Genomic DNA, 12734 nt, shown 5'->3' on the forward strand with positions numbered 1-12734 from the left:
GTATTACTTTTGTCCAAAAAAGGGAGGAGAACGTATGTCAAGAAAGGTTCTAGCAACACTTCTAGCTTCTGTACTTGTCACTACATCGCTTGCGGCATGTAGCGGCGGAAACGGCTCCAACAGCGGGAACGAAACCCCGCCTGCGACTTCCGAAAACGAAGCCCCTCCGGCTCAGGAAACCGAAAAACCCCCGGAAGAAGATCTTTCCGCCCAATACGGCGATACGGGCGGCCTCAAGCTTCCGCTCGTAGACAAACCGACCACCATCAAAATGCTTGTCGTCAGCGATGCTTCCAATCTGAAGGACAAGTGGGTCGTCAAAGAATTGGAAGAAAGAACCGGCGTCAAAGTGGATCTCGAGTTTTACTCTACTGCGACTTATGCGGAAAAGCTCAAAGTAATCATGGCCTCCGGAAACCTTCCGGACATCATTCACGGGCCTAGCCTCGCGGAAATTAACGAGTTGGGCGGCAAGGGCGCCTTCGCTCCGATCAACGATTACCTCGATCAGCTGCCTAACTTTAAAGCGATGTACGTGGACAACCAGGAAAACAACTGGGTCATGAAGTCATATTCGGACGACAGCGGCAACATCTACACGTGGCCGATCTACGGATTGAACCGCGAGGTGAACCACGGATTCCTGTACCGCAAAGATATTTTCGACAAACATAACATCCCGTTATGGACGAATACCGAAGAATTCTACCAAGCCTTGAAGAAATTGAAAGAGCTTTATCCGGATTCGATCCCTTACGCGTCGAAGACGCAAGCTTGGATTTTCCGGGATTGGGGATACGGTTGGAACATCGCGGGGTATCCGCACAACTTTAACGAAGATACGAAGAACTGGGAACTGGCGTTCACGAAGCCGGAATATAAAGAGATGCTCGACTTTATGAAGAAGCTTCGCCAGGAAGGACTGCTCGATCCGGAATTCGTGACCGACACCTCGGCCAACTGGACGGCGAAGATGACGACGGATCAATCGTTCGTCACGTTCGACTGGATCGGCCGCTTGGATATGTTCTACAACCAAGCCAAAGAGACGAATCCGGAGTACGACCTGCGGTACGGCAACCCGATCGGACCGGTATTCAAAATTCGCAGTCTGCCGATGATCTCCACCTACGGCCACGCGATCGCGAAGAACGAAAACACGGAAGTTTCGATGAAACTCATGGATTACTTGACCAGCCCGTCCGGCGCCGAACTGATGACGGTGGGCCAGCAAGGCGAAAATTACGAGCTCGACGCCGAAGGCAAAGTCGTATATCCGGAGCTGAAGGATCTCGATTTGATCGAGATCAAAGTGTTGGAAGATAAATACGGCATGTGGGTACAAGGGTTCTATACGCGTACCGACCGTCGAAGCGTGTACTATAACTACACGGAGAAGGAACAAGAAGCGCAAGACATGATGAAGGACATGAAGCTTCCGCTGGACCCCGTATTGAAATTTACGGATGAGGAAACTTCGACGATCGCCGACCTCGCCGCGACGCTGCAGAAGGCGGGCGAAGAATTCAGCGCGAAGTACGTGCTTACGGATTCTTACGGTCAAGCCGAGTGGGATGCATGGCTCCAGCAAGCGAAACAGCTGGGCGAAGACGACTTCGTCGGCGCGTACAATGCTGCGCAAGCCCGATTCGACGCTGAATAAAGGCTGCTAAATCAAATACAAACGGCAGTACATCCGGAAGCGATGAACTCGAATCCGGTGTACTGCCTCATTCGTTCAAGGAGGAATCGCGGCGTTGACAAATCCGGAGATGAACACTGCTATGCTGAATCCGAAGCGGGGCCGAACGTCGAAGTGGATCTCCATGCTGCAGCATATCAAACGAGATCGCCAATTCTTGCTCTTACTGCTCCCCTGCATCGCATTTTTCGCCATTTTTCGATACGGGCCGATCTATGGTTTGATTATCGCATTTAAGGATTTCAGCGTATACGACGGCATATTAGGCAGCGAATGGGTAGGATTAGAGCACTTTCAAAAATTTTTCAATAGCTTTGATTTCTGGCTTCTTTTTAAAAACACCTTGCTGCTTGGCCTTTACAATTTATTATGGAGTTTTCCGTTCCCGATCATCTTCGCGATTCTTCTGAATGAAGTAAGAAGCCAGCGTTTCAAAAAATCGATTCAGACGTTCAGTTATCTTCCCGCCTTCTTGTCGATCGTAATTATCTGCAGTATGGTGATCGATTTTCTGTCCCCCAGTCGAGGGCTGATCAATCAGTTCATCTCGTTCCTCGGGTTTGAAAAGATCTACTTTATGATCGCTCCGGAATGGTTCCGAACGATCTTTATTTCATCGGACATCTGGGCTTCCATGGGCTATGAAGCCATTATATACCTGGCGGCCATCGCCGGAATCGACCCCACCCTCTACGAAGCGGCGAAGGTGGACGGCGCGAAGCGGTGGCATACGATGCGGTTCATTACGATCCCTTCGATCCTCCCGACGATTCTCATTATGTTCATTTTGAAAGCGGGATCGATGTTCCGGATCGGTTACGAGAAGGTTCTATTATTGTACAATCCAATGACTTATGAAGTGGCGGACGTGTTTTCTACCTATGTCTACCGGAAAGGGCTTTTAGAGCGAGATTACAGCTATGCGGCCGCCGTGGGCATTTTCGAAGCGTTGATCGCATTGATCATGCTGCTTGGAGCCAATCTGCTGAGCAGAAGATTTGGGGGTAAGAGCCTATGGTAGGAGAGAAGAGAATCACCCTGTTTACCGTCTTGAACACGATCATCCTTACCTGCGTCGCTGTCTTAACGATTTACCCCGTCATTTACATCATTTCCATCTCGTTCAGCGATACGACCGCCGTCGCGCAAGGGAAAGTGGTTTTATGGCCGGTCGGGTTCAGCTTGGATGCTTACCGGCACATTTTCTCGGAAGACCGTATTCCTCGCGCGTATTTGAACACGATTCTCTATACGGCGCTTGGGACATTCATTAATCTATTAATGACCGCGATAGCTGCATACCCGTTATCCCGTACTCATTTATTCGGTCGAAAATTTTGGGTCATCGCCATCGTTCTGACCATGTTTCTGAACGGCGGGATGATTCCGACGTATATTATCGTGCAGAAGCTCGGGCTGATCAACTCCATCTGGGCGATCGTCCTGCCGAACGCCATCTGGACGCTGGAACTCCTTATCCTTAAGAGCTTCTATGAAAACATGTCGGAATCGTTGCGGGAATCGGCCGTGATCGACGGCGCGTCGGAATTCCGCATTCTGCGGAGTATCATTATTCCGCTTTCCAAGCCGGCTCTTGCATCCATCGGATTGTTTTACTTTATGGGCCATTGGAACAGCTACTTCATTCCGATGATTTATTTGAACGATACGGAAAAATATCCGCTGCAGGTCGTCCTGAGAGAGATGCTTATTTTTGCCTACGCGGAGGAAACCCAGGTGGAAGGAACGAAGGCGCTCACCCCGGAATCCCTTAAGAATGCCACGATCTTCATTTCCATGATTCCGGTTCTTATGATTTATCCGTTCGCGCAAAAGTATTTCGCCAAAGGCGTTATGCTCGGTTCCGAAAAAGGGTAATTCTCTAAGGAGGTTGTGGCATGACAAAGCGTTTCGCGAAAACGACGATTCACTGCTTGCTGCTCGCTTTGATCGTGATGTCGTCCTCGTACTTCCCGGCGCCATCCGCATATGCGGATGGACCGCTGCCGAACGTGTTGGCCAACCCCGGATTCGAGGCGTTGTCGGAGGACGACGGCGCCATCCCGAATTGGAGGATCAACGGCGGCGCGGCAGCGCTCAAGCCCGGGCTCGCGGCGGAGGTTACCGAGGAGGCCAGCAGCTCCGGAAGTAAGAGCTTATACCTTGCGGACGACCTTACGAATGCAGCTATTGTCCTATACAGCGATCCGATCGAAGTCACGGCAGGGCAAACCTATCGATTGTCCGTTAAGACGAAGGATGCTCGCGGCACGATCTACGTCGGGCTGCGCTATTACAAGCAGGCGACGGACAACGTGATTTCGGGTTATATCCCAAGAGCGAACTTCGCCGCGCTTTCCTCTTCCCTGACGTGGATGGAAACGCCGCTCGAGGCTGTCGCCCCGGCTGAAGCGAGCTATGCAAGGGTTTTGCTTTACACCGCATCGGCGACGACAGGCGCCGCCTACTTCGATGACCTGCACTTCAGTCTTAAGCCCGCCGATCAAGGAGGGGGCATCGATTACGAAATAACGGACTTAGGTTCCATGGTACATACGATTAACACGCATCGGGCGGCGTTCGGGAGGGATGCTTCCGGCCGGCTGCTCGCTTACTCGACGATGGTCGGGATTCCCGCCAATCTCTTGGTGATCGATGTGGAAACCGATACGTTGATCGCTCAAATCCCGATCCGCGATACGGTGAACGGCACGGAATATTCCTCCACCTACGTTCGAGGACTGGTCGTCCAGCCCGACGGCACGGTGTATATGGCCGGTTCGCCAAGCTATATGTTTAAATATGTGCCCGGCGCTTCGGAAGTAGAGTATGTGCGACGAGTAGCGGGCTCTCAAGTATTCGATATGAAAGCCGGTCCGGACGGGGTTCTCATCGGAGGCTCCTATAACCAGAGCGAAGCCTTCGAATATAACACGATCACCGGAGAGTATAAGAGTCTAGGCAGAGTGTTGGATGACGAACAGTATGCTTACTCCGTTGCATACGACGGCGTCCGCGACGATATTTACTTCGGGATGGGCGCGAACGCCCGATTGGTGAAGCTGGATCGGGAAACCGGGGTCAAAACCGAAATCGCGGTGCCGGCTCCGTTCGCGGAAACGAACTTTATTTTCGATATGGCGGTCGCGGGGGACAACCTGTTCGTGTACTTCTCGCCGGGCGGCGTCGTGGTCTATGATTTAACGACCGGCCGGTTCGAAGAGAACGTCTTTCCCGCATCGGGCGCCCAACTGTCCCGGCTCGTCTCCCCGGCGTCGCCGGTCGACGGCAAGGTGTATTTCACGTCCCATTCTCATCTCGGATATTACGACCCGAACACGCGGCAATATACGGTGATGGAGCATATCGATACGACCGGTCAGGTGTATGGCTTTACGTTCGCGGAGCTTTCCGATTCCGCTTACCCCGGATCTTCCTTGGTAGGGATTACTAGGGAAGGTCGCGTATTTAAATACAACCCTCAGACGGGAGCATCTCAATATACGGTCCTCCCGATCGAAGGGGAGCCTACTCAGCTGCAGATGGTCGCCTTAGGCAATGACGGCCGCATGCATATCAGCGGTTATTTGTCGGGCGGGAATGCGATCTACGACCCGTTGACGGGCATGCATCAAGAATACACGAACGAAACGATGGGTCTCGGGCAGAAGCTGCCGCAGACGGACCGGATCTATAGCTATAAAGACAAAGTTTATTATGTCGCTTACCCGAATATGGAGGTTTACGAATTCGACCAATATGAGCCATGGGAACGTACGGCGGATCCGAACGCGTCGAACCCGAAGCTGCTGTTCTCCGCGCTCGACGTGGGCGAACAGGATCGCGGCCTTGCAGGGACGGTGATCGAGGAGGCAGGCAAGCTCGTCATCGGTACGGTACCGAAGTACGGGAAATTGGGCGGCGCCCTGATCATCTATGATCTGGAGACGAACGTACGCGAAGCTTACTACAATGTGATCGACCAGCAGAGCGTCACGGCGGTAACCTACAAGGACGGGCTCATTTACGCCGGTTCCAATATATGGGGCGGGCTCGGCGTCGATCCGACGCAGACGGAAGCGAAGTTGTTCATCTGGGATATGGAGAACCGGGAGAAGGTGTTCGAAACGGTTCCCGTCCCAGGGAAGAAAGGGATTACCGAATTGATCGTCGGACCGGACGGAAACATCTGGGGTTCGGCGGAAGGCATGCTGTTCATCTTCGACCCGAATACCCGGCAGGTCATTCATACCCAATCGCTCATGCCGCGGAATTATACGGGGGCGGTGTGGCGCGACGCTCAATTCGCGATCGGAACGGACGGCAACGTCTACGGCTCGCAGGCGAATAAATTTTTCGTCATCGACTCGGCGACGAAGGAGATGACGGTGATCCGGGATGTCGGGATCCGGAACTGGATGGCGATGGACGATTTCGGAAACTTCTATTTGACGGAAGAGTCGAACCTGCTGCGCATTACGATTCCGGAGCTGGTTCGTCAACCGGTCGGCTTGGAGCTCGCGGTTTCCTCCGCGTCGCTGCTCCGCGATCAGGTCGCTGCCCCTTCGGTGAAGCTGCTGCTTACCAAGGACGGGGCGGTCGACAACCTGGAGCGGAGGAACCCGCAATACTTCTCGAGCGACCCGTCCGTCGTTCGAGTGGATAACGGCAAATTTATAGCGGCGAATCCGGGTTCGGCCGAGGTTTGGAGCGAGTTTATTTACAACGGCGTTACCTATGAAAGCAACCGGGTGCATGTGTCCGTCGTTACGACGCTCGATTCGGTCAGCGGCCGATTGCAGCAGTTCATCCAATCCGGCGATATCTCCGGCGCGATGTCTTCTCAGCTTACGAATTCGCTGGAGCAAGTTTCCCATTTCATGAATTTGGGCGATTCGAAGCAGGCTGCATTTCATTTGGATCGTTTCCTCATGCACTTGAATCATCAACCGTTGGCCGACCGAATTACGGAGCATGCGCGCAACATCCTCGATGCGGATGTTCGCGCGTTGGCCGCGACCTTCCCGTAACGAAATCATTTAAGAAGCCCGCTATTGCGCGTTAGGTGCGATAGTGGGCTTTCTTATTCCGATGCCTGCATCGGCCGTCCCTCCGGCCTATGCAAGCGAATTATGGTATAGTGTTCATAGTTGTTTGGGAAAAGGAGTCGAGCGAAGCGTCATGGCGAAACGGTTAATATTGGCGGAAAAGCCCTCGGTGGCGCGCGATCTGGCGCGGGTGCTGAGATGCGATAAGAAAGGCGACGGCTTCCTGGAAGGGGCGAACGACATCGTCACCTGGGCGCTGGGTCACTTGGTGACGCTGGCGGACCCGGAAGCCTATGACGACAAATACAAAACGTGGCGGCTGGAGGATTTGCCGATGATGCCGGAGCGGCTGCAGCTGACGGTGATCAAGCAGTCGAGCCGGCAGTTCGCGGCGGTGAAGTCGCAGCTGACCCGCGGCGATGTGAACGAGATCGTCATCGCGACGGACGCCGGACGCGAGGGCGAGCTCGTCGCGCGTTGGATTCTCGAGAAGGCGAAGGTCGACAAGCCGATCAAGCGGCTGTGGATCAGCTCCGTGACGGACAAGGCGATTCTGGAAGGATTCCGTCAGCTCAAGCCGGGGAAAGACTACGAGAACCTCTACCACTCGGCGGTCGCTCGTTCGGAAGCCGACTGGTACGTCGGGCTGAACGCGAGTCGGGCGTTGTCGACGAAGTTCAACGCGCAGCTGAACTGCGGCCGCGTCCAGACGCCGGTCGTGGCGATCATCGCACAGCGGGAAGAGGAGATCAATCGGTTCCAACCGAAGACGTATTACGGCATCGAAGCGCGCACGAGCGACAACGTCACGCTGACGTGGCAGGATGCGAACGGGAACAGCCGGAGCTTCGACCAAGAGCGGATCGCCGCGATCGTGAACAAGCTCGGGCGGCAGAACGCGGTCGTGACGTCGATCGATCGGAAGCCGAAGAAGTCCCATGCGCCGGCGCTGTACGACCTTACGGAGCTGCAGCGGGACGGCAATAAGCTGTTCGGCTATTCCGCGAAGGAAACGCTGAGCATTATGCAGAAGCTGTACGAACAACACAAGGCCGTTACGTATCCGCGTACGGATTCGCGCTATCTCTCCAAGGACATGGCGAGCACGATTCCGGATCGGCTGCGGGGCTGCGGCGTCGGACCGTATCGGGCGCTGGCGGCGAAGGTGTGGAGCAAGCCGGTGCCTTCGTCCGCCGCGTTCATCGACGACAGCAAGGTCAGCGATCATCACGCGATCGTGCCGACGGAGGAGCCGGCGAATTTGTCCGCGATGAGCGAGAAGGAGCGGAAAATTTACGATCTTGTAGTACGTCGATTCCTCGCGGTGCTGTACCCGGCGTTCGAGTACGAGCAGCTGACCGTGCATGCGGCGATCGGCGGCGAGTCGTTCGCGGCGCGGGGCAAGGCGGTGCTGCAGGCGGGCTGGAAGGAAGTATACGACGCTAGATTCGAGGACGAGGACGCGTCGGACGACATTCGGGAGCAAATCCTGCCCCGCCTGGAAAAAGGGCAGACGCTCCCGATCCGCCTGATCGCTCAGACGTCGGGCCAGACGAAGCCGCCGGCTCGGTTCAACGAAGCGACGCTGTTGTCCGCGATGGAAAATCCGACGCCGTTCCTGACGCAGGATCAGAAACAGCTTAGCGAGACGCTGAAGTCGACGGGCGGTCTCGGAACGGTCGCGACGCGGGCGGACATTATCGAGAAGCTGTTCAACTCGTTCCTGATCGAGAAGCGCGGCGGCAAAGAAATTTACCTCACCAACAAGGGGCGGCAGCTGCTCGAGCTCGTCCCGGCCGACCTCCAATCGCCGGCGCTGACGGGGGAATGGGAGCGGAAGCTGGAACGGATCGCGAAGGGACAGCTCAAGAAGGACGTTTTCATCAGCGAGATTAAGCAGTATACAAAGACCGTCGTCTCGGAAATTAAGGGGAGCGACAAGCAATACAAGCATGACAACGTAACGCGGACGGCGTGTCCGGATTGCGGGAAGCCGATGCTCGAGGTGAACGGGAAGAAGGGGAAGATGCTCGTCTGCCAAGACCGCGAATGCGGCAAGCGGAAGAATGTCTCGCGCGTGACGAACGCCCGTTGTCCGCAATGCCGGAAGAAGCTGGAGCTTCGCGGCGAGGGCGAAGGGCAAATTTTCGTCTGCGTCGGCGCCGGCTGCGGCTATCGGGAGAAGCTGTCGGCGTTCGAAGCGCGGCGGGCCAAGGAGACCGGCGGCGGCAAGATGGATAAGCGGTCAGTGCAGAAGTTCCTCCAGTCTCAGGAGAAGGAGGAAGCGCCGATCAACAACGCGCTCGCCGAGGCGCTGAAGAAGCTGCAGCTCGGCGGAGACGATCGGAAGAAGTAACGACAAATAGGCTCGGCATCGCCGGGCCGAATGTAAACTTGCCAAGCGGTCGGATTCGACGGTGTTTAGAAAATACTTCTGTATGTCTCCCAGCGGGTATCGGCACCGGAAGCGAGCCGATCCCGTCGGCAGCTCGCCGAACCGTGAGCTGTAAAAACCCTACCTGAACACTCGGAATTGTGGTACAATGCTCGCAAACGAGAGATTTCGGAAGGAGCGTACCCGTCATGTCCAACAACGCCGCATCCGCTTACGATTGCGTAGACGAAGTTCCGCTGCATTGGGTTCGGGGGAATCAGCTCGGCATCCTGCTCAGCGTCATCGCGTGCGTGCTTACGCAGCAGGCTTGGGTGCTCGCGATTCCGTTAGCGGTGCAGTTGATCGGACGCTGGGCCGGCATCCGGTACAATCCTTTTGTTCGCTTGTTGTCCCCGCTCTTCCCGAAGAGCTCCCGCACGGAAAGCCGAGAGCTCCTTCGGTTCAATAACCTGCTCGCGATTCTCTTCCTCGCCGCGGCGTTGATCGCCTGGCTGCTGCAAGCGAAGACGGTCGCATACGCGAGCTTGGCCATGCTGACCGGCGCGGTGGTCGCCGCGTTATGCGGGTTTTGCGTCGGATGCTTCATGTATTTTCAGTGGAAGCAATTTCGGGCAAGGCGAATGCAATAGGTTTGGAAAAGGTAACGCCCCCGCCGGACTGACGTCTGCGCGGGGGCGTTTTCGTTTTTAGCGGGTCAAGAGGTGAACCAGCGCGAAGGCGGCGAAGACGAGCGCCGCGGCGAGATGAAATTTCCGGCGGAAGCCGGAGGCCCTCCGGCTGCGAAGGTACCCTGCCGCTACCGTAACGCCGAGCAGCAGGATTGCCGCGTAGCCGCTGACCATTTTCGGATGAACATAACCGACGTACCGTCCAAGCTGGGCGAGCATAACGCCAGCGTGAATAACGATAAGCGCCGTGCCGGCGATGCCGACGGGAATATGCGATTTCATGAGCTTCCTTGCAAGCTTCACGAAGGCGATCTTGACCGCTTTCCAAGCGCTCCGCTTAATGACGAAGAAGAGGAACGCCAAGCTCAGGTTGACGAGGAAGAGCGAGACCGCGAGCTGAGCCGCGAGCTGTCCGTAAGGGTCGATCATCGTCTTATATCGGACCGGCAAGACCGAACGCCTCGGCGACCTCCGCCTTCCGTTCCGCGAGAAGCTGCTCCTTGTCGTCCCGGTAAAACATGTTGAACGTGTCGAACGGAATGACGCGGCCGTCCGGGTGGACGATGTGTACGCACGACTTCTTGACGGATCGGACGTCGAAGTTATGCGCGTCCAGGAACTGCATGATGATGACGCGGAATACATTGTCGTAGCCGATCGCGTCAGGGACGGCCGCCATCGGCAGGCAGCAGAGCAGACTCTTCAGCGACAGCGCGGACGATTCCGGGGAGTGCGCCGTCGAGAACAGCTTGAAGATATGCGACTTGAGCGTCTCGTCCGACTCGAACACGATCGTGTTGCGTCCGCCCTCGAGCAGAATGGCCGGATCGATCATGCCCGTGAGCGGAACGACCTCGTCTCCGAGCTTCAAGGCATACCCCATCGCCAGACAGTCCGGGTGGCAGGGGACCGGCAGCATATCCTCTTCCCGGAAGATGCCGGATTGTTCAATAATGCCGCGGCGCACCTCGCTGAGCGTCAGTCGGTCCTTCGACGGATCGTACTCGTCGAGGCGCCCGGCCGCCTGGATCGGCTGGAAGGTGACGCCCCGCACCGCACGCTGTTTCAGTCCGTACCGGATTATATCACCGATTTCCCGGTCGTTCAGCCCTTTCTTGAGCGTAACGACGAGCGTCGTCGAGACGTTGAACTCGTTCAAGTGCTCGATCGCCTTCGCGCGGATGCCTCGCAGGTCGGCGCCTCGCAGCTCCTTGAGCGTATCCGCCTCGAAGCTGTCGAACTGCAAATACAGCTCGAATCCCGGCATGTAGGAAGCTAGCCGCTTGGCGAACTCGCGGTCCTGCGCAATGCGGATGCCGTTCGTGTTCACCATCAGATGTTTGATCGGTTTCTTCTTCGCAAGATCGAGGATTTCGAAAAAGTTCGGATGCGTCGTCGGCTCCCCGCCGCTAATCTGCACGATGTCGGGCTCTCCTTCGTTACGCACGACCCTATCGAGCATCGCTTCGATCTGCTCGAGCGAGCGGTAGGTCGCCCGATGCGGTCCCGATTCCGCGTAGCATATCGGGCATTGCAGGTTGCATTGGTCCGTGACTTCGATCAAGGTGAGGCAGCTGTGCTGCTCGTGATCCGGGCACAGCCCGCAGTCGTAGGGGCAGCCGTAACGGATCGGAGTGTTCCATTGCAGCGGCATCTCCGACGGCTTGTTGAAGTCGCGGCATCGCTTGTAGTACTCGACGTCCGTCGAAAGAAGCACCTTTTCCGGCCCATGCCGCAAGCAGCGCTTGTGCATGAACACCTTCTCGTTTTCGATCACGATCTTAGCTTCTACCTTCCGGAAACACGTCGAGCAGATGCTGTTCGTCAGCTCGTGGAATACATAAGGTCGGTTAGCGGGCATGGCGTATCCCCCGTTTCTTCGGATCGATCCATCCGGACAGCAGCGGGGCGTAGTACATCAGCCCCGCCGCGCAGGCAAGCTGGATGTTGTTGAGTCCCAGATAGAAGTGTGGCGTAGGCTTAATAAAATCGATTGCGAATCGGAACAGCAAATAAGCGGCCATGAACAGTTGGAACACCGCTCCCGGAGGGAGGGACGCATCGCCGCGCCGGATGCGGAGAACGTGCAGCGCCGTTCCCAACCCGATCAGGAAGGCGATCTCGTACAGCTGCGCCGGATGGCGCGGAACGCCGTCGCCGAAGTCGACGCCTATGGGCCAGCTCGTCGGCGTGCCGTGCGTACCGTCCTCGAGCCCGGTCAAGAAGCAGCCGATGCGGCCGATGCACATGCCGACGATGAGCGGCAGCACGAAGTCGTCGCCGGTCGACGACTTCCAGCCGGCCAGCTTCTTCGCGAGCTCCACGCCGATCAGCCCGCCGAGCAGCCCTCCGACGATCGTCTTGCCCGCGAGCAACGCGGTCCAATCGCCGGCGGCGACGTGCGACGCGGTCAGCAGCGGATCCTCCAGCCAGAACAGCAGCTTCGAGCCCGCCGCCGCTCCGACCATGGCGCCGGCGATGATCTGCAGGCCGACCAGCGGCGGGATGCCGCCTTTGGTCCGGGACCATAGATACACCCGGAAGCCGATGAAGTACGACAGCGACTCGAAGACGATGTGCGGATGCAGCTGCCACGAGCCTATGGCGATGTATACAGGGAACGACAACCGATCCGCCTCCAACTCAGCCTTATTTCGTAAAGAGGATTCCGGCGCACAACGCCAGAAGCAGCACCGTAATGGCGCCGATGATGGCGAGAATGGAGACGAGCGTCTTCACCCAGACGTTGCGTCCGGGGATAAGGTGACCTCCCACGCTTGAGGGAGGCGTATGCTCGCATCCGTCTCGGCAGGAGCTCGTCCCAGGGTCGAAGCAGCTTTCGCACAGGGGCGCTCCGCATTGCCGACAGGTTTGCGTCGCGGCGGCGCCCGGGTGGCGTTTGCATTCCAATGGCGAACCCT

At 56.7% G+C, this 12734-nt stretch carries 10 protein-coding genes; 6 read left to right on the top strand and 4 right to left on the bottom strand.

The annotated features are described in order from the left end of the window. Positions 1 to 271 precede the first annotated feature (271 nt). The 6 genes from RIN49_RS09640 (at position 272) to RIN49_RS09665 (ending at position 9774) form a co-directional block, all read left to right on the top strand. Positions 272 to 1663 carry an extracellular solute-binding protein gene (locus RIN49_RS09640; protein ID WP_309119961.1) on the top strand — a complete coding sequence of 464 codons (1392 nt, stop codon included), beginning with the start codon at positions 272 to 274 and terminating at the stop codon, positions 1661 to 1663. Between the two features lie 109 nt (positions 1664 to 1772). Beyond that, on the top strand, positions 1773 to 2723 hold the full coding sequence (locus tag RIN49_RS09645; RefSeq protein WP_375295232.1) for an ABC transporter permease: 951 nt from the start codon (positions 1773 to 1775) through the stop codon (positions 2721 to 2723). Next, positions 2717 to 3580 carry a carbohydrate ABC transporter permease gene (locus RIN49_RS09650; RefSeq protein WP_309119963.1) on the top strand — a complete coding sequence of 288 codons (864 nt, stop codon included), beginning with the start codon at positions 2717 to 2719 and terminating at the stop codon, positions 3578 to 3580. Before RIN49_RS09645 ends, RIN49_RS09650 begins: the two co-directional genes overlap by 7 nt. Positions 3581 to 3600: 20 nt before the next feature. After that, a complete protein-coding gene (locus RIN49_RS09655; RefSeq protein ID WP_309119964.1) occupies positions 3601 to 6732 on the top strand; it encodes an FIMAH domain-containing protein in 3132 nt (1043 codons plus the stop codon). A gap of 151 nt (positions 6733 to 6883) precedes the next feature. Then, positions 6884 to 9106: a DNA topoisomerase III gene (locus tag RIN49_RS09660; RefSeq protein ID WP_309119965.1), complete on the top strand. Its 2223-nt coding sequence runs from the start codon at positions 6884 to 6886 to the stop codon at positions 9104 to 9106. A gap of 227 nt (positions 9107 to 9333) precedes the next feature. Then, positions 9334 to 9774, top strand: a complete 441-nt coding sequence (locus RIN49_RS09665) for a DUF4395 domain-containing protein (protein ID WP_309119966.1) — start codon at positions 9334 to 9336, stop codon at positions 9772 to 9774. 57 nt (positions 9775 to 9831) lie between these two features. Here the strand turns inward: RIN49_RS09665 and RIN49_RS09670 are convergent, their stop codons facing one another. From RIN49_RS09670 to RIN49_RS09685, 4 genes are read right to left on the bottom strand one after another with little or no spacing between them, the layout of a single operon-like run. Further along, positions 9832 to 10263, bottom strand: coding sequence for a hypothetical protein (locus RIN49_RS09670; RefSeq protein WP_309119967.1), 432 nt, complete (start codon positions 10261 to 10263; stop codon positions 9832 to 9834). Then, positions 10247 to 11674 carry a radical SAM protein gene (locus tag RIN49_RS09675; RefSeq protein ID WP_309119968.1) on the bottom strand — a complete coding sequence of 476 codons (1428 nt, stop codon included), beginning with the start codon at positions 11672 to 11674 and terminating at the stop codon, positions 10247 to 10249. Before RIN49_RS09675 ends, RIN49_RS09670 begins: the two co-directional genes overlap by 17 nt. Then, the gene (locus tag RIN49_RS09680) at positions 11664 to 12440 is read right to left on the bottom strand and encodes a prolipoprotein diacylglyceryl transferase (protein WP_309119969.1); all 777 of its coding nucleotides are present in this window, start codon (positions 12438 to 12440) and stop codon (positions 11664 to 11666) included. The genes RIN49_RS09675 and RIN49_RS09680 overlap by 11 nt, the downstream gene beginning before the upstream one ends. Positions 12441 to 12462: 22 nt before the next feature. Next, entirely contained in the window at positions 12463 to 12723 is a 261-nt protein-coding gene (locus RIN49_RS09685) for a hypothetical protein (RefSeq protein ID WP_309119970.1), read from the bottom strand. Positions 12724 to 12734 lie beyond the last annotated feature (11 nt).

The sequence above is a fragment of the Paenibacillus sp. genome, assembly GCF_031177825.1.
In the GTDB taxonomy this organism is placed as follows: Bacteria; Bacillota; Bacilli; order Paenibacillales; family YIM-B00363; genus Paenibacillus_AE.

Excerpts from the sequence above, each read along its gene's own strand:
- RIN49_RS09675 (WP_309119968.1), bottom strand. The coding sequence starts at position 11,674 with ATGCCCGCTAACCGACCTTATGTATTCCACGAGCTGACGAACAGCATC.
- RIN49_RS09640 (WP_309119961.1), top strand. The coding sequence starts at position 272 with ATGCTTGTCGTCAGCGATGCTTCCAATCTGAAGGACAAGTGGGTCGTC.
- RIN49_RS09655 (WP_309119964.1), top strand. The coding sequence starts at position 3,601 with ATGACAAAGCGTTTCGCGAAAACGACGATTCACTGCTTGCTGCTCGCT.
- RIN49_RS09660 (WP_309119965.1), top strand. The coding sequence starts at position 6,884 with ATGGCGAAACGGTTAATATTGGCGGAAAAGCCCTCGGTGGCGCGCGAT.
- RIN49_RS09650 (WP_309119963.1), top strand. The coding sequence starts at position 2,717 with ATGGTAGGAGAGAAGAGAATCACCCTGTTTACCGTCTTGAACACGATC.
- RIN49_RS09645 (WP_375295232.1), top strand. The coding sequence starts at position 1,773 with ATGAACACTGCTATGCTGAATCCGAAGCGGGGCCGAACGTCGAAGTGG.
- RIN49_RS09665 (WP_309119966.1), top strand. The coding sequence starts at position 9,334 with ATGTCCAACAACGCCGCATCCGCTTACGATTGCGTAGACGAAGTTCCG.